At 71.2% G+C, this 20,087-nt stretch carries 16 protein-coding genes; 3 read left to right on the top strand and 13 right to left on the bottom strand.

The annotated features are described in order from the left end of the window. Nucleotides 1-53: 53 nt before the first annotated feature. The 3 genes from AB0C25_RS09430 to AB0C25_RS09420 form a co-directional block, all read right to left on the bottom strand. A complete protein-coding gene (locus tag AB0C25_RS09430; RefSeq protein WP_357371276.1) occupies nucleotides 54-542 on the bottom strand; it encodes a hypothetical protein in 489 nt (162 codons plus the stop codon). Nucleotides 543-984: 442 nt separating this feature from the next. Continuing rightward, complete coding sequence (locus AB0C25_RS09425) at nucleotides 985-1,818, bottom strand: hypothetical protein (protein WP_357371274.1); 834 nt, start codon at nucleotides 1,816-1,818, stop codon at nucleotides 985-987. Between the two features lie 260 nt (nucleotides 1,819-2,078). After that, nucleotides 2,079-2,837, bottom strand: a complete 759-nt coding sequence (locus AB0C25_RS09420; protein WP_357371272.1) for a GNAT family N-acetyltransferase — start codon at nucleotides 2,835-2,837, stop codon at nucleotides 2,079-2,081. Between the two features lie 174 nt (nucleotides 2,838-3,011). Between AB0C25_RS09420 and AB0C25_RS09415 the strand changes: the two genes are divergently transcribed. The 3 genes from AB0C25_RS09415 to AB0C25_RS09405 all read left to right on the top strand — a co-directional run bounded on the left by AB0C25_RS09415 (nucleotide 3,012) and on the right by AB0C25_RS09405 (nucleotide 7,596). Next, on the top strand, nucleotides 3,012-3,749 hold the full coding sequence (locus tag AB0C25_RS09415) for an ABC transporter ATP-binding protein (RefSeq protein WP_357371270.1): 738 nt from the start codon (nucleotides 3,012-3,014) through the stop codon (nucleotides 3,747-3,749). Further along, on the top strand, nucleotides 3,743-6,220 hold the full coding sequence (locus AB0C25_RS09410; RefSeq protein WP_357371268.1) for an FtsX-like permease family protein: 2,478 nt from the start codon (nucleotides 3,743-3,745) through the stop codon (nucleotides 6,218-6,220). The genes AB0C25_RS09415 and AB0C25_RS09410 overlap by 7 nt, the downstream gene beginning before the upstream one ends. 461 nt (nucleotides 6,221-6,681) lie before the next feature. Then, nucleotides 6,682-7,596: a phosphotransferase gene (locus tag AB0C25_RS09405; RefSeq protein ID WP_357371266.1), complete on the top strand. Its 915-nt coding sequence runs from the start codon at nucleotides 6,682-6,684 to the stop codon at nucleotides 7,594-7,596. 217 nt (nucleotides 7,597-7,813) lie between these two features. Here the strand turns inward: AB0C25_RS09405 and AB0C25_RS09400 are convergent, their stop codons facing one another. From AB0C25_RS09400 to AB0C25_RS09355, 10 genes are read right to left on the bottom strand one after another with little or no spacing between them, the layout of a single operon-like run. Beyond that, a complete protein-coding gene (locus tag AB0C25_RS09400; protein ID WP_357371263.1) occupies nucleotides 7,814-8,545 on the bottom strand; it encodes a GNAT family N-acetyltransferase in 732 nt (243 codons plus the stop codon). Beyond that, entirely contained in the window at nucleotides 8,542-10,932 is a 2,391-nt protein-coding gene (locus tag AB0C25_RS09395) for an ATP-binding cassette domain-containing protein (RefSeq protein WP_357371261.1), read from the bottom strand. Before AB0C25_RS09395 ends, AB0C25_RS09400 begins: the two co-directional genes overlap by 4 nt. Continuing rightward, nucleotides 10,929-11,873 (bottom strand): ABC transporter permease, encoded by a 945-nt coding sequence (locus AB0C25_RS09390; RefSeq protein WP_357371259.1) that lies wholly within the window; start codon nucleotides 11,871-11,873, stop codon nucleotides 10,929-10,931. The genes AB0C25_RS09395 and AB0C25_RS09390 overlap by 4 nt, the downstream gene beginning before the upstream one ends. Beyond that, nucleotides 11,870-13,435: an ABC transporter substrate-binding protein gene (locus AB0C25_RS09385; protein WP_357371256.1), complete on the bottom strand. Its 1,566-nt coding sequence runs from the start codon at nucleotides 13,433-13,435 to the stop codon at nucleotides 11,870-11,872. The genes AB0C25_RS09390 and AB0C25_RS09385 overlap by 4 nt, the downstream gene beginning before the upstream one ends. Nucleotides 13,436-13,464: 29 nt before the next feature. Then, nucleotides 13,465-14,268, bottom strand: a complete 804-nt coding sequence (locus tag AB0C25_RS09380; protein ID WP_357371254.1) for a class I SAM-dependent methyltransferase — start codon at nucleotides 14,266-14,268, stop codon at nucleotides 13,465-13,467. Further along, complete coding sequence (locus AB0C25_RS09375; RefSeq protein ID WP_357371252.1) at nucleotides 14,265-15,509, bottom strand: MFS transporter; 1,245 nt, start codon at nucleotides 15,507-15,509, stop codon at nucleotides 14,265-14,267. The genes AB0C25_RS09380 and AB0C25_RS09375 overlap by 4 nt, the downstream gene beginning before the upstream one ends. After that, a complete protein-coding gene (locus AB0C25_RS09370) occupies nucleotides 15,506-16,528 on the bottom strand; it encodes an enolase C-terminal domain-like protein (protein ID WP_357371250.1) in 1,023 nt (340 codons plus the stop codon). Before AB0C25_RS09370 ends, AB0C25_RS09375 begins: the two co-directional genes overlap by 4 nt. Then, complete coding sequence (locus tag AB0C25_RS09365) at nucleotides 16,525-17,601, bottom strand: PLP-dependent cysteine synthase family protein (RefSeq protein WP_357371248.1); 1,077 nt, start codon at nucleotides 17,599-17,601, stop codon at nucleotides 16,525-16,527. Before AB0C25_RS09365 ends, AB0C25_RS09370 begins: the two co-directional genes overlap by 4 nt. Continuing rightward, complete coding sequence (locus AB0C25_RS09360; protein ID WP_357371246.1) at nucleotides 17,595-18,443, bottom strand: DUF364 domain-containing protein; 849 nt, start codon at nucleotides 18,441-18,443, stop codon at nucleotides 17,595-17,597. The genes AB0C25_RS09365 and AB0C25_RS09360 overlap by 7 nt, the downstream gene beginning before the upstream one ends. After that, nucleotides 18,440-19,675 carry an ATP-grasp domain-containing protein gene (locus AB0C25_RS09355; protein ID WP_357371244.1) on the bottom strand — a complete coding sequence of 412 codons (1,236 nt, stop codon included), beginning with the start codon at nucleotides 19,673-19,675 and terminating at the stop codon, nucleotides 18,440-18,442. The genes AB0C25_RS09360 and AB0C25_RS09355 overlap by 4 nt, the downstream gene beginning before the upstream one ends. Between the last annotated feature and the right edge of the window lie 412 nt (nucleotides 19,676-20,087).

Here is a 20,087-nt window from a genome sequence, read left to right as displayed (position 1 = left end):
ACGCGCTCTGATCACTCCCAGCCTGAGGCCTTCGCTCACTTGGCGACGAACCCTCAGCCCACGTCGACGATGTCCACCGCAGGTGCGAAGTGGCGCACCGCCGCCGCAAGACTCGGACGGTGCAGCCGCCACAACGTTGTCGGCCGGCTGTCGGCGATCACGGCCGGTGGCACGTGCGGGACGAGCGCCTTGTTCATCCGCCACAGGCGACGCGAACGCGCCGAGCCCGGCAGCGGCGGCGAGCCGGTGCGCCGCTGCAAGCCGACGTACGAGACCGTGGCCGGGCCGGCCTGTTGCGTCCACAGCACGACAGCCTCAAGGTCGGACCACGGCACCACCGCGGTGCGTGAGGACGGCCAGGGCGGCGTTTGATCCAGAGTGACCCCAGCCGCGTCGACGCGCATCGCCACACGGCCGCTCAGCACGCTGATGAGCCGCAGCAGCAGGAACGCGCCCCCAAACACGATGGCACCCAGACCGGGGAGAGGTTCGTCGCGGAAATGCGCGACACCGACGGTGACAAATGCCGCGCTGGTAGGCATGAGCAGCAGGTCGCGACGGGTGAAGCCGAACCCGGATCGCTGCCTGACCGGCGGCCGGCCTGCCTGACATGTGGTCCTTCGTGGTCCCCGGTGGGATCTGCGGGCTCCCGGCGACGCCGAGCAACAGCAGGCCCGAGCGATCAGCCACGAACTGCTACGCGAGGTGTCACCCGGCCATCCGCTGTACCAGGAGTTCCCGGTAGCAGACGGCGCTCGCCGCCAGCTTCCGCACGTCGAGGACGGAGGCCGGTCGGGGCGCGACCCTGGTCGCCGCCACGGAACCGGCGACCTGGCGCGACGCCGAACAGCGCGGGCGCTTCATCGCGACTCTCGACTACCAGGTCGACCTGTTCGAGACGCTGAGCACGTACCGGGCCATGGTGCTGCGGCATGCGCAGTGGCTGGACACGGGTGCCTCGGCCGCCCGCCACGACCGCCGTCGTCACTCGCCCTGCCACCGGTTGTCCGGCGTGCGCGACGGGTCGTGGCCCAGTCCGTACCCGGCATGAATTTCCACCGCGCTCACTCCCAGCGCGTCGAGCCCTCGGTTGAGCTTGCGGTGCGCCTGGAACTCCGCTGTCACGTACTGCTCGCCCTCGACCGCGGTCGCAGGAGACCAGCCGCTGCGGCCCAGTGCTGTCATCGCCGTCTGCACCGCCACCCAGGGGCGATGTCCGCTGACGCCGACCAGCGCGTACACCCGGGTGATCGACACCGGCCCACTGACCTCGACGGGGCCGGGGCCGTCACAGGTCCGCCTGCCCACCCGTTCGGCGAGTGTGGTGGCCACCTCAACGGCGCGGTCCGCAGCACTGTTCGGCACGTCGACCACGAGCGCCACCCGCACCGTCGCCTCATCTCGCACCAAGGCCCGCAGTTCGTCGGGGAGTTCCTCCGCCTCGGTGTCCTCCGTCGGGGCGGTAGCAACGTCACCGGCAGCGTCGATGTCGACCCAGGAACCGGTGTCTCGGAAACGAGCGGCCGCCTCGCGCCAGGCGAGATAGGCCGGTTCGGTGCCGTCGCGCGACTCCGGCGGGGCCAGCTCACTGCCGGACAGGAACCCGCGTACGAAGTACCGGGTCTGCTCGGAGCAGTCGCGGATCTCCCCCTTCGACACCCGGGTACGAATGCCGCGCTCCGCGCAGTAGGCGTCCATGCGGCCGGCGGAGGTGTGCGGGTTGCCGTCGAGCAGGTAGTGCCGTCCGCACTGCTCAGTTTCGAACCACAGGTGGGGGTCGACGTCGGGCGGCAAGGGAGGACGAGCAGGGGAACTCATCCCACGACAGTAGGACGTACGTGTCAGGGACGGTCGACAGCACGGACGCGATCAGCGGTAAGGCTGCTCACAGCGTCGGCAGAACCGTGTCTTCGGGGCAGCTGTACGGCCGGTCAAGCAGGGTTTGGATCTCCTTCGCCGACGTGTGACTGCCGATCAGGAACGGCTGCGCACCGCGTTCCGCGCTTACGACTACGTAGTTCGCCCGGCTACCTCCGCCAGTCGCGGCAGAGATGAGTGACGAGCTGGCACTCGGGTCGTCAGCCAAGGCGGGCGAGGGTGTCTACGCCTTCGGCCGCGCCTGCCGGCAGGAGGCGGACACTCAACTGCGAACCCAACTCTCGGAACCCGAGCGCTCGAGCCACCCGACGTGACGCCTGTGGGCGAGCCCGCCACTGCGGCATCAGACCGGCTTCCAGCGCGTGGGTGACAGCGGCCGTGGCTGCCACCCGCGCAAGCCCACGCCCACGCACCGCTGGGACGGTCAGCACGCTGACATGGGCAGTACTGCCAGGCCACATTCGATAGCCCGCCGCCGCGACCACGTCCAGCCCGGCACGCACCACAAACGCCGGTGACGTGATCTCGACCAGGCCCGACTCAGCGGCGTCTTCAGCCGGCACACGCGTCAGCAACCCTTCCACATCGCTCCCGTCCGCCCGGACCACCTCCACGGCGCGGGACGCGATTGGGCGGAAACCGGCGATCTCGCAGTAAGCCAACGTCGCAGGTCCCAAAACCTCGGCCACCGGCAACCTGCCACCGACTGCCACCGCGTCGATCAAGGCGATCACGGGGAGATCACTCAGAGCCCGCCGCACGATCTCGGCAGCGTCCTCGTCCGGGGCAGTAGCGATCACAGCGTTACCGAGACCAACGATGCCTACCCAACCCGCTGGGCACAGCAACGACCCTGGAGAGACGGTCACATCGACGGCCCAGTCCTTGAAGACGACCGGCACGCCAGCCAGGCCGACCCAGAGCCGCCGAGCGCGGCCCAGCAGCCGATCGTCGATCACCGTCGCATCATGACAACCGACTGGCAAGGCACGCCACCGAGAAACCACGGCAGGCCACGAAGGGGCACCGGCGTCCCCCGACACCGGTGCCCCTTCCCGATATCGCTAGCACTACCCCAAAAGACTCGCTCCCCCGGGGCTGTGCGCAGCCTCGCCGTACACCAAGGTTGCACCATGACCCGTGACGCGATCCGGCTCCGCAACGTCACCCGCACCTATGGCGCGGGCGACGGAGCGGTGACCGCATTGAACGACCTCTCCCTGTCCTTCACCGGGGGCACCTTCACCGCCGTCATGGGCCCCTCCGGATCGGGCAAGTCGACGCTGCTGCAGTGCGCCGCCGGCCTCGACCGGCCGACCTCCGGCTCGGTGCTGCTCGGCGAGACGGACCTGACGACGCTCAACGAGACGAAACTGACCCTGCTGCGCCGCGAGCGCATCGGCTTCGTGTTCCAGTCCTTCAACCTCCTGCCGGCGCTGACCGCCGAGCAGAACGTAGCGCTTCCGTTGCGGCTGGCCGGGCGCCGGCCCGGCCGCTCGCAGGTGCAGGACGTGCTGGCCCAGGTCGGGCTCGCGGGCCGCGCCAAGCACCGGCCGGGCGAGATGTCCGGCGGCCAGCAGCAGCGCGTCGCGATCGCCCGGGCGCTGATCACCCAGCCCGAGGTGCTCTTCGGCGACGAGCCCACCGGCGCGCTGGACTCCACCACCAGCCGCGAGGTCCTCACGATGCTGCGGGCCATGGTGGACGAGCACCGGCAGACGATCGTGATGGTCACCCACGACCCGGTCGCCGCGTCGTACGCCGACCGCGTCGTCTTCCTCGCCGACGGCCACCTCAACGGCGAGCTCGAGGCGTCCACGGCCGAGGCCGTCGCCGCCCGGATGACCCAGATGGAGACCGTCGCATGCTGACCGTGACCCTCAGCACCCTGCGGACCCGCTGGGTGACGCTCGTCGGCACGTTCGTCGCGCTGGCGCTGGGCGTGGCGCTGATCGCCACGATGGGCCTCGGGCTCGCGTCGACCATCGACGCCCCCGACCAGAAGCCCGAGCGCCTCGCCGGCGCGCCGGTCGTGGTGCGCGGTGCCGACCAACTGCGGGTGCCCTCGCCGATCGGTGACCGCACCCAGCCGCTCGCCCAGCCGCGCGGCGTCGCGCCCGAGGTCGCCACGGCGCTCGCCGCGAAGGCCCCCACGGTCGCCGACCGGTCGTTCCCCGTACGCGTGGCCGGACCCGGCGGCGACGACGGCCTGGTCGGGCACCCGTGGTCGATCGCCGCGTTCGGCGGATACCGGCTGACCGCCGGGCACGAGCCCCGCAAGCCCGCCGAGGTGGTGCTCCCCGGCGACGCGTCCCTGGTCGGCACGGCGGTGCCGGTGCGCACCCCGGCAGGGCTGAGCACGCGTACGGTCGCCGGCGTGACCGCGCCCGCCCGCTTCGAGGAGGCCATCTTCTTCGCCGACGCGGAGGCCGCCAAACTGTCGCCGCGCATCGACAACCTGGTCGTGCAGGCGGCGCCCGAGATGGTGCGTGCGGTGCTCGGTGCCGGCTCGGACGTCCAGGTGCTCACCGGCAGCGACCGGCGCAAGGCCGACCCGGAGCCCAACCGCGACCGCGACGCCCTCATCGCCATGAACGCCCTGCTGGGCACCGCGGGCGGTGTCACCACGTTCGTGTCCGTCTTCGTGGTGGCGTCCACCTTCGCCTTCGCCGTCGCCCAGCGGCGCCGCGAGATCGGGCTGATGCGCACCGCCGGCGCCACCCCGCGGCAGGTGCGTTCGATGATGTTCATGGAGGCGGTGGTGGTGGGCGTGCTCGCCTCGGTCGCCGGGTGTGTGCTGGGCTCGTACGGCGCCCCGTGGCTCGCGGGCCTGCTCGTCGACGAACAGCTCGCACCCCCGTGGTTCACCATCGGGGCGTACACCTGGCCGTACCACGTGGCGTTCTGGACCGGGCTGCTCGTCGCGCTCGGCGGGGTCACGGTCGCCATGGTGCGGGCGGGGCGCATCCGTCCCGTCGAGGCGCTGCGGGAGGCCTCGGTGGACACCAGGGCCATGACGCTGGGGCGCTGGATCTTCGGTGCCGGCCTGCTCGCCACCGGGCTCGGCATGCTCGTCTGGCGGCTGCTCGTCGACCCGGGCGAGGCGCTGCACCGCAAGACGTACACCACCCAGCCGATGCTGCTGATCACCGCGGTGGCGCTGCTCGCGCCGATCCTCGTACGGCCGCTGACCCGGCTGCTCGCGTGGCTCCCGGCCCAACTGCCCGGCGCCACCGGCATGCTGGTTCGCGAGAACGCGGCCGCCGGCGTGCGCCGCACCGCGGCGGTCGCGGCGCCCGTGCTGGTGACCGTGGCGCTGGCCGGCTCGCTGCTGGGTGCGACGGCGACCATCAACGAGGCGAAGGCGAACGAGATCCGGGAGCAGACCCGCGCCGACCTGATCGTGCAGGCCGACGACGCCGCCGGGGGTTTCGCCGCCCAGACGGTGGCGCAGGTCCGCCAGGTGCCCGGAGCCAGGGTAATGGCCCGCGCCGCCACCGCCGTCTACCACCTTGAGGAGGGCACGGCGCTGATCCGCTCGGACGCGCAAGCCGTCGACCCGGGCGAGCTCACCGCGGCGCGCAAGCTGCCGGTGCGAGCCGGCGACATCGCCGACCTCGACGACAGCAGCATCGTCGTCAACGCGGAGTGGGCGCAGCACACCCTCGGCGAGCAGGTCGACGTGTGGCTCGGCGACGGCACCAAGAGGTCGCTGCGGATCGCGGCCGTGATCGCCGCCGGCACCGGCAACAACGGCGTCTACGTGACCCCGCGCAACGCCCCCGGGGTCGCGCCGGACCGGCTGGAGGTCACCTGGGCCGCAGGCGCCGACGCGAGCGCCGGGACCGCAGCGGTGCGGGCCGCCCTGCAGCCCACCGGCGCGGAGGTGCAGACCCGGGCGGAGTGGATCCAGTCGGAGTACCCGAGCAACAGCCGCCAGACCCGCGTCGGCTACCTGGTGGTGCTCGGCATCGCGCTGATCTACACCGGCATCGCGTTGGGCAACACCATGGTGATGGCCACCTCGGACCGGGTACGCGACCTCGCAGTGCTGCGCCTCGCCGGTGCGACGAAGCGGCAGACCCTCATCCTGGTCGCCGTGGAGGCGATGACCGTTGTGGTGGTCGGCGCGGTGCTCGGCACGATCGTGACGGCGGTCAACCTCCTGGGCATCTGGGGCTCGCTGGGCGCCCTGTCAGTCTGGTCCGGCGTGGTGCTGCCCTGGCAGACGCTCGCGGCGACGCTGGGGGCGTGCGTGGTGGTCGCCGTGGTCGCCTCCGTGCTGCCCGCCGCCAGTGCGCTGCGCACCCGCCCGGTGGAGCTGGCCGGCGCCCGCGAGTGAGCGCCGCCCGGCCCTGACAGCGCCGGGCACCGACCGCTTCGGATCGGTCCCGCCCGGGAGCCCGTTCCCCCATCGCGGGCTCCCGCCGGCCCTCAAGCACCCGTGCCCCCAGACAGTCCCGCCGGGCGCAGCACCTACCAGCCCCGCAACGTCCGGGACCCGGCCACCGCAACCTCTTGCACCTCCACTACGCACCGAGCCCACGCGGTGGGGCACCCACATAGATCCCGCTCGACGAGAACGACATCGCCCAATTAGCCGGGTAGTCGCGTCTACCCAGAGGGTGACCACGCCCGGTGGTTGGCCAGCGTCCAGCTGAGAGCGCTACATAGGATGGGCTGATGAACCCGCCTGGTGATCTCATAGGGCGGCAGTCCGAGGCCGAGCTGCTGACTCATAACTCACTCAACGGGGCGACCGGTGGTATCTGGCGGGTGAACCGCGATGGCCGGAATACGATCTTGAAGATCGCGGCCCCGCCTGGCCGGAACGGGGTGCCCGCGCACTGGGCGGCGAGCACCGACCAGGGCCACTGGAACTACTGGCAGCGAGAAGCCCTGGCCTACCGCGATGGGCTGGCGGAGACTGCCTATTCGGCGGCCGGCATCCGCGCTCCGGCCCTGTTGGAGTGGACGGACCGGCCCGACGGGTCGGTCGCGCTGTGGCTGGAGCACGTCGACGGCGTGCCCGGCACCGCGGCAACGCCCGCGATGCTGGGCGACTTCGCCGAGCGGCTCGGCGCTGGGCACGCGTCTTGGTTAAGCCAGCGCCCCACCGAGCCATGGTTGTCCCGCGACTGGCTGCGCGACTACACCACGACCCGCCCCGTCACGGAACCGATCCCCTGGGACCATCCCACCGCGGCCTCCGCCTGGCCGCACGAACTCCGGACCAGCCTACGAGAGCTTTGGCTAGGCCGGTACGACGTGCTGCGTGCCACGGATGAGCTGCCCCGCACCCTCTGCCACCACGACGTCTGGCCGACGAACCTGATCGTCGACGACTCGGGGCCGGTGCTGCTGGACTGGAGCTTCGTCGGCCCAGGTCCACTCGGTGAGGACGCCGCCAACCTCATCCTCGACACGTTCTTCGACGGCCTGGTCGATCTGGTCCTGATCGACGAGGTCGTCGAAGTGGTCACCGCCGGCTACCTTCGCGGCCTCGCTGGCGCGGTGGACGCCGCCACCGTCCGCCGCGCCATCCAACTCACCGGCGCCGCGAAGTACTTCTGGTTGGCCCCCCTGATGCTCAACCGCCTCATTACCACGCCCACGGATGCCCGCCAGACCTACGACCTCCGTAACACGGTCACCATGTTCACCGGTCGCCGCCGCCCGCTGGAGTTGGTCGCCGCCTGGTTCCAGAAAACCCGCTGACCCCATCACCGGGCCGCTGTGCGCGCCGAGTGGGTCGACGAGGACGACCACAGGCAATTGGCCAAGTAGGTCCGGACGAGGCCGTGCCTGTCCGTCCACGCCATCTTGTCCAACCGCTGGTCACAGCTCTGAACGTTGGCCAGGTTCAGCCGGACCGGACATGTCCTTCCAGGACTCCTCGGGCACAGGACCACCGAACCCGACTGGAACGCCGTCGTCAACGCGGGCCCGGCAATCGCGCCGGAGGCCGGCCGGGAGTTGGTGGTGCAGGCGGTGTGCTGCGACCGGCCACGCGGTCGAATTCTGTCGGCGATTGATCGGGCCCATGGTCAGCGGCCGAACGCGGAGACGCAGCCTCCACGTCTTCATCCCGGTGCGGCTGAAGGCGGCCGGGCAGCGCGATCTCGAAGTGGACGGCCTGATAGGTGTCGTCACGGCCGTCGCGCGGGTCGAAGATCGGCGAAGCCATGCTCCGCCAGAACGCTTCGGCGCCGTCGATACGGGTGTCGGTGTGCAGGTAGAGCGCCTGATAGCGGGGTTGACGGGTGACGAACTCAATGGCCAGGCCGACGAGTGCCCGGGCCAGGCCGCAGCGTCGGTGCTCAGGCCGCACGTAGACCCGGAACAGCTGCGCGGTGGTTTCCTCGGGATAGCGCTCAACGAGGAAGCGCGGGTGGGGTGGGCTCTTTGGCGCGGCGGCGCGCACAGCGGTGGTGCCCACGACTTCGTCGCCCTTGGTCGCGACGAACAGGGCATGGTGGTCGGGATCGAGGTAGGTGCCGGCGAGGTCGATGACGTCGTGGTGCCAGTCGGACCGGTAGCCGTAGCCGAAGTCGCGGTAGAAGGTGTCGAGCATGACGCTGCGCGCCCCGTCGACGTGCCGGTGCTCGGCCGCTTGGAGCTCGTACGGCCCGACGCTGCGGTGCTGTTGCATGATTCCTCCGGTCATGAGTGCGTTGGTGCCGTGGCGGTTGCCGCGTCGGGGTGGAGAAGCGCGCGGGTCAGTGGATGTTGTGTGTCGGTGAGCAGTGCGGCGGCGGGGCCACGGTCGACGACGGTTCCGTGGTCGAGAACGATGATGTGGTCGGCGAGGCACGCCACGACGTCGCGGTCGTGGCTGATGACGATGAGAGTCAGTTGCAGGCTGCGCCGCAGGTCGTCGAGCAGGGTGAGGATGTGGTGCTGGGTGAGGCTGTCGAGCCCGGCGGTCATTTCGTCGCAGATGAGCACACGGGGCTCGCTGGCGAGCGCGCGGGCCAGCGCTGCGCGGTGCAGTTCGCCGCCGGAGAGCCGGTCGGGACGCTGGGTCACGGTGTGCTCTGCCAGGCCGACCCGTTCGAGGAGCTGGAGGGCGGTTCTGCGTGCCTGCTCGGGGGTCGCGCCGCGCAGCCGTTGTGCGGGGCGGGCGGTTTGGTCGAGGACCGGGCGGTAGGGGTTGAAGCTGGCGCGGGCGTCCTGGAACACGTACTGGATGGCGGCGAGTTCGTGCTCCCTGCGTCGATCGAGGTGCGGGGCCAGGGGGTGCCCGGAAAGGGTCAGGTGGCCGGTGCGGGTGGGGTGTAGGCCGGCGATGCAGCGGGCGAGGGTGGTCTTGCCGCTACCGGACCGGCCGACCACCGCCAGGCACTGCCCTCCGGGCAGGGCCAGGTCGACGTCGCGGATGACGTCGCGGTGCCGGCTGCCGTCGCGGTGGGCGGCGCTCAGGCCGGTGACGTGCATCAGCGGGGTGTCCCCGACGACACCGGCCGGCTGCCGGGTCGGCGGCGTGCCGAGCAGATCCCGGGTGTGCTGGTGTCGTGGTGTGGTGAGGACTTCGGTTGCCGGGCCGTGTTCCACGGTGGTGCCGCGGTGCAGCACGAGTATCCGGTCAGCGATGGCGCGCACGAGGTGCAGGTCGTGGCTGAGCAGCAGGACGGCTATGCCGTCGCGGGCGAGCTTCGTCAGTTCCCGGGCGACGTCGTTGCGGGTGAGCGCGTCCTGTCCGGTGGTGGGTTCGTCGGCGATGAGCAGGACGGCGCGGGCCAGCAGGGCGTGTGCGATGACGAGGCGTTGTTGCTGGCCGCCGGAGAGCTGGTGGGGGAAACGGCGCAGGAATCGGCGGTCGCTGGGCAGGCTGACACGTTCGAGTACGGCGGTCACGGTGCCCCGGCGGGCGGTGCGGCTGTCGCCGGACGCGTGGCACCGGGCGATCTCGTGGAGGACCGAACCGATGCGACGTACCGGGTCAAGTGCTGCCGCGGGTTGCTGCGGGACGTATCCGACGGTGCCCGGATTCGGTGGCAGAGCCGGGCTCACGGGCTGGCCGGCCAGGATGACGGTGCCGGCGAGGGTGACACCGGGTGTGGCCTCGCCGAGCAGTGCCCGGCCGGTAGTGGTCTTGCCACTGCCGGAGGCGCCGATGACGGCGAGTACTTCGCCGGCGGGCAGGTCGAAGGAGACACCGTTGAGCAGGTTCCGGCCGTCGGCGGTGGCGGACAGGCGCTGCACCTGGACAAGGGGCCCGTTCACTGACGGGCGGTTGTCGGTCGCGGTTGCTGCGGGTGGGTCGTACGCGTGGGTGGTGCTGCGGGTGGCCAGGATCCGGTCGGTGACGAGGTTGAGACCGACGGCCAGGGCGATGATGAGCGCGGCCGGCAGGGCAACGGCCCAGGGCTGCAGGAACAGTCCCGTCCGGTTGCGGTCGACCATGACGGCCCAGTCGGGGGCGTCGGGTTTGACGCCGATGCCCAGGAAGCTGGCGGTGGCGACCAGATAGACCGCGCCGATGAAGCGGACGCCGGCGTCGGCGAGCAGCACGCGGCGGATGCCGGTACCGACGTAACCGAGGCTGCGGCGCCACCAGGTCTCGCGGTGCAGGCGCATCGCCTCCATGGCAGGGCCGTGGGCCAGGGGCAGCGCGGCGGCCCGAGTGATGCGGGCGACCTCCGGCAGGCCGATCAGCGCGACGATGCCGACGAGGGTGAGGGGTCCGGGTGGCGCGGTGGCGGCCAGCAAGATCAGCAGCAGCAACGACGGCACGGCCACAGCAAGGTCGAGGGGGCGCATGAGCAGTTCGTCGATCCACCGGCGGCGGGTGAGCGCGGCGAGAAGTCCGGCGGGTATGCCGGTGAGGTAGGCCAACGCCGTGGCGCAGAGGGCGACGAGGACGACGGACCGGCCACCGAGCAGGACCTGCTGCCAGACGTCGCGGCCGACGAAGTCGGTGCCGAGCGGCCCGTCGTCGGCGAACGGGAAGGTGCGGCCGCCCGGCTCGCCGGCCAGCACCGGTCCGAGCACGGCCACCGCGAGCGGCACCGTGAGCAGGACTGCCCCGGTGAGGGTACGCAGTCGCGTCATCGCACCGCTCCGGTCCGCGGTGCGAGGCGGAACGCCACCAGGTCGGCGGCCAGGTTCACCGCGACCGTGCTGACGGCGATGAGGACGCACAGCGCCTGCACGGTGGGGATGTCGCGGGTCGCCACGGCGTCGACCAGGGCGGTGCCCAGGCCGGGAATGACGAACACCGCTTCGACGACGATGACGCCGCCTAGTAGCCAGTCCGTGGTCCGGGCCAGTTGCTGCACGACCGGGGCCAAGGCGCCCGGCAGTGCGTGGCGAAGCCAGAGCCGGGCGCCGGTGATACCCAACCGTCGGGCGTGGCGCACGTGTTCGCTACGCAGGGCATCGATCATCCCGGCGCGGGTGAGCCGGCTGATGGTGCAGATCGGCCGGGCGAGCAGCACGAGCAGGGGCAGCACAAGGACGGACGGCTGGGCGAGCAGGTCGGCGCCGAACGCGGTGGGTGGCAACCAGCCGAGTTGGACACCGAAGACGGCGATGAGCAGGATCGCCAGGGCGAATTCCGGCACCGCGTACAGCGCGACCGACACCGCGGACACAGCCCGGTCGAGGCGCCCGCCTTCGGAGCGGGCGGCCAGCATGCCCAGCGCGACGGCCAGCGGCACCAGCACGGTGAGGGTCACGGCGGCCAGCAGCAGGGTGACGCCCGCGCTGGCGGCGAGCCCGTACGTGACCGGCCGCGCCGAGATCAGCGAGACTCCGAGGTCGGCGCGCAGCAGGTCGCTCAGCCAATCGAGGTAGCGCTGCCAGGCCGGCTGGTCCAGGTGCAGCTGTGCCCGGATCGCGGCGATGCGGGCCGGGTCGGGCTGGTCGCCGGCGATCACCACGGCGGCGTCACCGGGCAGCGCCTCGGTGAGCACGAACACGATGGTGGCGATACCGGCGACCTGCCCGAGGCCGAGCAGCAGCCGCCCGGCGGCGTAGCGGGGCAGGTTCACCCCAGCCAGACCTTGTCGAATCGGGCCCAGTCGAGGGTGTTGGCCGGGGCGTTGGCCGACACCCCGCCGACGCGGGGTGCGGTGGCGACGAGGAAGTCGGCGAAGCCCCAGATGAGGAATCCACCTTCGGCGTGCAGGGTGCGCTGCATATCGCCGTACGCCTGCCTGCGGGCCGCCTCGTCGGCGCTGGAGATGGCCTTGGCGTAGAGGGCGTCGAAATCGGGGCGGGTCCACCGGGTGGCGTTGGTGGTGGAGTTGGTCAGCAGCCGCTGGGAGATGTGCGTTTCGATGGGCATGGCGCCGGAGCGGTACGAGGCCAGCACACCGGAGTTGAGGATGTCCTTCCAGTAGGTGTCCTTATTTCCCATGGCGGTTTCGATGACGAGGCCGGCCTGCTTGGCCTGTTCGGTGAAGACGCTGGCGGCCTCGACGAAGCCGCTGGCCACGGGTGCCGTGTCGAGCTTGATGCGCAGACCCCTGGCGCCGGCCTTGTCGATCAGGAACCGGGCGCGGTCGAGGTCGGGGGTGCGCTGGGCGATGTCATCGGCGTAGTACTGGTATCCCTTGCCGAACAGGTCGTTGCCGACCTGACCGGAGCCGGCAAGGACGGTGTCGACCAGTTGCTGGCGGTCGGTGAGCAGGAACATGGCCTCGCGCAGGTCGCGGTTGTCGAACGGCGGCCGGTCGACCTTCATGACGAACGATTGCATGGTGCTGTTCGGCATCCGGGTGACGCTCATTCGCCCGTTGTTGGTGTGGGTGCGCGCGGTGGTGGGGGTGATGTCGTGTGCGTAGTCCACCTGCCCGGCGAGCAGGGCGTTGACCCGCGCGGATTCCTCGTTGCTGATCAGGTACTCGAGCTCATCGAGGTGCGCGGCACCGTCCCAGTAGCCGTCGTGGCGTTTGAGCAGCAGCGTCCGGCCGGGCTGCCAGGAGTCGAAGGTGAACGGCCCGGACCCGACGGGACGCTCGAAGGTGTCGGCGCCTTCGGGGACGATGTAGGCGCCGAACGCGGCGAGGGCGTTGGGGAACTCGGCGAAGGGCCGCTTGAGGGCCAGTTCGACGGTGCGGTCGTCGACGGCGCGGCTGTTGGGCAGGTCGAGCATGTCGAGGCTGGCCTTGGCACGGAACGCCCGCTTCGGGTCGGTGATCCGGGTGTAGCTGTAGAGGACGTCGGCGGCGCGGACCGGCTTTCCGTCGTGGAAGGTGGCCTGGCGCAGGGTGATCGTCCAGCGGGTGAGGTCGCTGCTGGGTGCCCAGCGTTCGGCGAGCCGGGGCGCGATGGAGACGTCCGGGCCGTAGTCGGCGAGCTTGTCGAACATCGCCTTGGCGCGGGAGGCCTCGTTGAACAGGTTGGCCAGATGCGGGTCCAGGGTTTCGTTGGCGCCGCCGCCGGCGAACGCGGCCCGCAGCCGGCCGCCACGCTTGGGCTGGCCTGAGGCGGCGGTGACCGGGGTCGAGTCAGCGCCGCAGCCGCTCAGCAGGACGGCGGAGACGGCGGCGGCGCCGCCGAGCAAGCCGCGTCGGGACAGTCGCGGTGCGGCGACGGGTGGGAAGAGCATGGTGGTTCCCTTTCGATACGGGGCGAGGGTCAGGCCGCGTCGCTGCGGCGGCGGGCGAGCAGGTGCAGGCGGTCGCCGGACAGGGCGCTGGACAGCGCGGCTGCCGGATGCCAGGGCGGATCGGTGCGGGGGCCGGGGGCGTCGAACAGGGCCAGGACCTCGAAGCCTGCGGTCTCGAGCAGGTGCCGCAGCTCGGCGGGGAACAGCAGCCGCCACGCAGAGGTCTGCACCAGCGGTTGCGGGCAGTCCGGCCATGTCCAGGCGCGTTCGCGGCGCAGCAGCTGCGCGCTGTGATCGATCCACAGCCGCGTCCGGGACGTGTACGAGATGTCACGCCAGGTAACGGTGCGGGTGCGTACCCCGTCGAGCAGTTCGGTGTTGCCGAGGAAGAACGCCCCGTTGCGCAACTCCGCCAGCAGCAACCCGCCGGGGCGCAGGTGCCGGTGACAGCGCTGCAGGAACCCGGTCAGGTCGGCGTTGGTGTGGCAATACAGCAGTGCACTGTCCAGGCAGGTGATGACGTCGAAGTGGTCGGCCAGCTCGAAGGTGCGCATGTCGGCGCGGACGAACCGGACGCTCGGGTGTCGGCGCTGCGCGTAGGTCAGCATCGGCACCGACGTGTCCAGCCCGGTGGCGGTGTATCCGAGTGTGGCGAGGTGCCCGGCGTCGCGGCCGGTGCCACAGCCGACGTCGAGCAGCCGGGGCGCGGCGTCGGTGCGGTCGGCGAAGCGGCGCACGACGTCGTCGACGAATCGGGCGGCGATGCGGCCCGGGTCGGGGAACTGGTGCTCGTACAGCTCCGGGTTGTCGGTGAGCAGGTTGTCACCGCTCATGGCACACCCGCCGCCGACGCGGGTGCGGGTGCGGGTGTGAGCTGGCCGCGGCGGTGCAGCAGCCACACCGTGCCGGCGGATACGAGGCCCACTGCGGCGGTGAGCAGCCACGCCGCCGCGGGCACGCCGGCCCCGTCGGAGGTGTCCACCGTCGCGCCGACGGCGGCGGTACAGCCGGCCGCGAGGACCCCGGACACCAGGTAGAACAGGCCGAAGTAGGTGCCGGTCAGTCCGTGGCCGGCGAAGGCGGGGATGAGCTCCAGCACGAACGGCTGGGCGATCATCACTCCGAGGGTGAGCAGTACCGCAGCGCCCAGCACGGGCACCAGCCGCAGCACCGGCGACGCCGATTCCACGCGCAGCATCGGCAGCAGGAATCCGGCACCCATGACGGCCATCCCGGCGGCGATACCCGCGCCGCGGCTCCAGCGGCCCTGCAGCCAGCCGGTCAGGGGCAGTTGCAGGGCGAGCGTCACCACAGTGGAGACCACGAACAGCAGGGCGACGGCCACGGGCTGCCCGGTGACGTGTTCCGCCTGGACCGGCAGGATCAGATACAGCTGGGTCTGCAACGCGAACATCCCGGCCAGCGCCACGCTGAAGGCCAGGAACCTTAGGTCGGCGACGCCGGCGCACCAGTCCTGCCAGACGGTGCCGCCACTGGAGACGACCGGCTGGGCCGGCAGCCAGGTCGCCTGCGCCACGGTGAGCGCGGCGAACACTGCCGCGGCGGCCAGCGCGGCTGCCCGGAAGTCGACCAGCAGCAGGACACTGCCCAGTAGTGGCCCGAGCAACGCGCCGGCGCTGGCGAAGACGTTGAACAGGGCGAACGCCTCGGCCCGCCGGTCGGCGGCGGCCTGCGCCACGTAGCTGCGCACCGCCGGGTTGAACAGCGCCCCGGCCAGCCCGGACAGCACGGACCCGGCCAGCAGCAACGGCAACGACGTGCCGACGGCGAACAGCGCGAACCCGACGGCCCGCAGGGCGCAGCCGGCGATGATGACGCCGCGGGCGCCCAGCCGGTCCGCGGCCGAGCCGCCCAGCAGGAACAGACCCTGTTGGCTGAGATTCCGCACTCCGAGCACGATGCCGATCACGGCGACGGACAGGCCGACGTCGTCGGCCAGGTACCCCGCGAGGAACGGCAGCAGTAGGTAGAAGCCGACGTTTACGCCGAGCTGGTTGACAACCAGCAGCCGGATCGACAACGGAAAGCTGCGCAGCGTCGCCAACGTGCTCATCGCAGCGCCCGCACGCCGAGTCCCGGCTCACCGGTGAGCCGCAGGACCCCGTCGTCACCGCCGAGACCGGTCCACGGGTCGTCGGCGAGCAGCAGGTGACCGTCCAGATCGATCCAGCGGGCCTCGCTGGCGAGGTGCACGGCCGGTGCGATCCCCAGCGAGCTGGCCACCAGACAACCCAGCATCAGGTCCATGCCATGGGCGCGGGCGGCGTCGACGATCCGCTGGGCGGCGTGGATACCACCGCACTTCGCAATCTTGATGTTGATGCCGGTGACCGCGCCGGCGAGGGCATCGACGTGTGCGACGGTGGCGGCGTCCTCGTCGGCGATGACCGGCACGTCGGTGCGGGCGCTGATCCACGCCAGCCGCTGCGGTGTGCCGGGCGCGATGGGTTGTTCGACGGCGTCGATGCCGTGTGCGCGCAGGACGTCGAGCATCCGTACGCTCTGCTCAGGTGTCCAGGCGCCGTTCGGGTCCAGCACAAGCCGGGCAGCCGGCGCAGCGGCGCGCACGGCCGCGACCCGGACCGAGTCCACCTCGTCCCCGCACTTGACCTTGATGAGCTGGAAGCCGCGCTGGACCAGCGCCCGTGCGGTGGCACCGGCATGGTCCGGCGCGACGAGGCCGATGGTGTACGCGGTCGGCACCGGCGACCAGGCCGGCCTGCCGAGCCATCGGTGCACCGGCATCCCGGCCCGGCGGCCCAGCAGGTCGTGGACGGCGGCGTCCAGGCCCGCCAGCATCCCGGCGGGCAGCTCAGCGGCGAGCGCAGGCAGGTCCGCGAGCAGAGTCTCCGGCTCGTGGTAGCCGCGCACGCGGCCCCTCAGGGCGGCCAGCATGTCCAGGATGGCGGGCAGGTCGAGCCCGTAGTAGACACTCGTGACGACTTCGCCGTGACCGTGGACGCCGTCGTGCGACAGGTCCACCTGCACCGCGTTACGGCCGGGCATCGTCGAGCGGGAGATCCGCAGCGGTTCTCGCAGCCGCAGCGGATAGGTGCGCCAGCCGAGCCTCATGCCGGCACCGCCAGGCTGTGCAGCGGGTCGACGACGGTCCGGCAGCGGCTCCACCTGGTCACCTCGACGGCGTTCGGGTGCGAGATCTCGATCGGGTGACCCGGAGCCGGAGCGAACAGCCCGTGGCTGGTGCAGAACGCGTCGTCGAAAATGGAGTCGAGGTAGCGGTGCGGACCGTCGGGAAAGATCGTGACCACCCGGGCGTCGGGCTGCATGCGGCTGATCCAACCGGCGACACGAGCGACGGCACCGGTGCTCCAACCGCCGGTGACGAACGCTGAGCGCGCCAGCCGGCGGCAGGTGTCCACCGCCTCCACCGGCCCGATCCAGTGCACCTCGTCGAAGGCGGCGTAGTGCACGTTGCGCGGGAAAATGCTGCTGCCCAGTCCGCGCATGAGCCGCGGCCGGGCCGGCTGGCCGAAGATCGTCGAGCCGACGGTGTCGACACCAACCATCCGCATGGCGGGCCAGTGCCGGCGCAGCGCCCGGGCCAGGCCCGCACTGTGCCCACCGGTACCGACACTGCACACCAGCACGTCCGCCGCATCAACCTGCCCGATCAGCTCCTCGGCGAGGGCGCCGTAGCCGGCGGCGTTGTCCGGGTTGTGGTACTGATCCGGCCAGTACCCGTCCGGGGTGCAGGCCAGGACCTCATGCAGTCGGTCCAGACGGGCCTGCTGCCACCCGCCGACCGGATGCGGCTGCTCGACCACCACGACCGCAGCCCCGTAGGCGGTAAGCAGCGCCCGCATCGGGCGTTCGATCTCGCGGTCCACCACGAGGATGACCGGATGGCCCAGGGCCTGACCAGCGAACGCCAACCCGATCCCGAACGTGCCACTGGTGGACTCGACCACGGTGGCTCCCGGCCGCAGGGCTCCGCGCAGCCGGGCGGCCTGCAGCATGGCCACGGCAGCGCGGGCTTTCATGCCGCCCGGGCTCAGGTACTCCACCTTGGCGTAGAAGCCGCGGTGTGGGTGCGGCAGTGGGGTGTCGACAAAGGCCACCGGGGAGCGCCCCAGCAGGGCGAGCAGGTGTGGTGCGCAGGTGGCCGGCGCGGTGGCGGTCAGCACGGCGACCCAGCGCTGGCACGGTACCGGTAGAGCGGTGTCGGTCCACCGTCGAGCCAGAAGAATGGATACGGTTCGGCGGACACAGCGCTCAGCCCGGTGCCGAGGAAGCAGGGCAGGACGGCGCTTCCGGTCTGCGCGAAGGCCACCATCGCCTTGCCCGTCGCGCGAGCGTGCTGCAGCAGCGGCTCGAACGTGCCGTTGCCCAGCGTCATACCGGACACCAGCAGAGCGTCGCAGCGTTCCAGCAGAGCGGCGGCGTCCGGCAGGAACGGCTCGGACCACTCCGTGCTACCCCCCGCGAGATCGCACGGCAAGTAGCTGACGCCACGGCGGCGCAGCTGTTCCAGCAAGGAATTCACCACTCCGACGACCAGGACCGTCTGCCCGGCGGTCACCGGCAGCAGCTCCACCACCGAGGTCGCCCTGGCCGTCGACTTGGCCAGCGAGGTACCCGCCGCGATCATGACCGTGTCGTGGGCGGCGTGCTCGTGCGGGTGCACGGCGGCGAGGTAGGCGTCGAGGGCCGCGACGCGGACCGCCCGCACCGGATCGGTGAGCAGTTCGGCGACGCTGCGGCCCACGCAGTCGTAGGCGACGTCATCGGCCAGCTCGTCCGGTTCCACCGAGCACGAACCGACGGCGGCACCCACGCGCAGACTCAGCACGTGGTTGCGGTAGCCGCGGCCGCGTCCGGCGTGCCGGGCACCCTGCCGGGTGGTGAACGCGACGCTGACCTGTTCGACGGCCGGGTCGGTGCCCAGACGGCCGGCGGTGACCGCCGAGATCAGGTCCGTCAACGACGTGAAAGGTTCACCGGTCTTGACCGGCGACGACGTCGTCACGCGAGGGCCTCGGCCAGGTCCTCGGCGTACCGCACGGCCAGCCCGGCGACCAGCTTCTCGGCCCGGGCGCGAGCGCCGGGGCCGGCGGTGTCCACCACCATGACGTGACCGAGGTAGTTGTTGTTGCTCACCGCGTCGCCGGTGCGGTGCCCGGCCGGCTTCACCGCCCAGTCAACGACGCCAGGAGCCGTGGCCACCGCGGCCGTACCGTCGATCCCGGCCACGGACCCGGCGCAGGGTGGCAACAGGAACGAGATGGCCGCGCTGCGTACGCCCGTGTCGGTCACCGTGAGATCAGGCTGTTCGCCCAGGGCGAGCTGGGTGTACACCATGGGCAGATCCACACCGGTCACCCGACGCACCAGCTCGGTGATCTGATTGCCTGCCGGCCGCGGGTTGATCTCAACCACCCGCGGCCCGGCGGCGGTCAGCCGCAGCTCAGTGTGCGCCACCCCCCGATCGAGGCCGACCGCGGCGAGGGCGGCGACCGCCATGTCGCACACCGCGGTCACCGTCGCGGCGTCGAGCGCGGCGGGGAACATGTGCCCCGTCTCCACGAACCACGGATGGCCTGCCAAGCTTTTGTCCGTCACGCCCAGCACCGTCGTCACGCCGTCGACGGTGACGGTCTCGACGCTCACTTCCGGCCCGACCAGCACCTCCTCCAGCAGCACCAGGGGTGCACGGCGCTGGCCACGGGCGTTGACCGGGAAGCCGTCGAGGGCGTCGAACGCCTCCCGCAGCTGCGTCTCGTCGGCCACCAGCCGGACGAACATCCCGGCGCACAGATCAACCGGCTTGATCACCAGCGGGAACCCAAGCCTGCGCGCGGCGGCCTGGGCACCCAGCCAATCCTCGCTGACCGCGAACGCCGGACCCGGCAGACCGGCCGCCTGCATCCGCTGCCGCGTCAGATCCTTGCGATACGCGCGCTCCATGGCCTCGGGCTGCACGCCGGGCAGGCCCATGTGGGCGGCCAGCCCAGCTACCGTGCCGAGATAGTAGTCGCACGACGTGACGACCCCGTCGAACCGCAGCACCTCATGCAGCCGCTGAACCTGAGGCAGCAGCATGTCCAGGTCGTTGGTCTCCGCGGTGATCACGTTGTCCGCCATCAGCAGCGGATGCACACCCTCATGACCGCCCGGACGCAAGTAATGGTGCAGGTCCCTGGTCAGGAACGTGAACCGATGCCCCGCTTCCCGAACCGCCCTGGGCAGCAGCGTGCTCATGGCACCAACCCAGCTCTCGACCAACAGCACATGACCCACCGCGCACTCCCGACGTTCGAGGAATCCCGGACCGCTAGACGGTAACGGTTTTCATTTGCAATGACCAGCGGGGGTCGCGTACAAGACACCAAGGGCTTACAACGGCGCGACCGACGGCAGGCCGGCCATGACGGAACCGTGGTCGCCCGCTACCCGGCGACCACCCTGACCTCACCGGGGCGTCGGCGGATCCACGCACAGCTCCAAGCACCGACTCTTATCGCGCGTATGCGCAGCGCCCGAACCCCTGAATGCCGTTGCATTGTCGGAGCATTGCCGTCACAGCGCGCCGCCGGGGTGTTGACGCCGGCTGCCCGCGGAAGTTCGCAGCGTGAGGCGCGCGCCTCGAGCAAGGTGGTGGTCGTGGACCTGG

The organism is Micromonospora sp. NPDC048839 (assembly GCF_040649915.1).
Taxonomy (GTDB): Bacteria; Actinomycetota; Actinomycetes; order Mycobacteriales; family Micromonosporaceae; genus Micromonospora.
The sequence above is the reverse complement of the archived record's forward strand: the minus strand, read 5'-3'. Positions and strand labels throughout refer to the sequence as shown.

What these genes read in the sequence shown, in the direction of transcription:
- AB0C25_RS09430 (WP_357371276.1), bottom strand. Translation starts at nt 542, where the DNA reads ATGCCTACCAGCGCGGCATTTGTCACCGTCGGTGTCGCGCATTTCCGC.
- AB0C25_RS09385 (WP_357371256.1), bottom strand. Translation starts at nt 13,435, where the DNA reads ATGCTCTTCCCACCCGTCGCCGCACCGCGACTGTCCCGACGCGGCTTG.
- AB0C25_RS09375 (WP_357371252.1), bottom strand. Translation starts at nt 15,509, where the DNA reads ATGAGCACGTTGGCGACGCTGCGCAGCTTTCCGTTGTCGATCCGGCTG.
- AB0C25_RS09425 (WP_357371274.1), bottom strand. Translation starts at nt 1,818, where the DNA reads ATGAGTTCCCCTGCTCGTCCTCCCTTGCCGCCCGACGTCGACCCCCAC.
- AB0C25_RS09370 (WP_357371250.1), bottom strand. Translation starts at nt 16,528, where the DNA reads ATGAGGCTCGGCTGGCGCACCTATCCGCTGCGGCTGCGAGAACCGCTG.
- AB0C25_RS09395 (WP_357371261.1), bottom strand. Translation starts at nt 10,932, where the DNA reads ATGACGCGACTGCGTACCCTCACCGGGGCAGTCCTGCTCACGGTGCCG.
- AB0C25_RS09380 (WP_357371254.1), bottom strand. Translation starts at nt 14,268, where the DNA reads ATGAGCGGTGACAACCTGCTCACCGACAACCCGGAGCTGTACGAGCAC.
- AB0C25_RS09355 (WP_357371244.1), bottom strand. Translation starts at nt 19,675, where the DNA reads ATGAGCACGCTGCTGCCCAGGGCGGTTCGGGAAGCGGGGCATCGGTTC.
- AB0C25_RS09415 (WP_357371270.1), top strand. Translation starts at nt 3,012, where the DNA reads ATGACCCGTGACGCGATCCGGCTCCGCAACGTCACCCGCACCTATGGC.
- AB0C25_RS09410 (WP_357371268.1), top strand. Translation starts at nt 3,743, where the DNA reads ATGCTGACCGTGACCCTCAGCACCCTGCGGACCCGCTGGGTGACGCTC.
- AB0C25_RS09400 (WP_357371263.1), bottom strand. Translation starts at nt 8,545, where the DNA reads ATGACCGGAGGAATCATGCAACAGCACCGCAGCGTCGGGCCGTACGAG.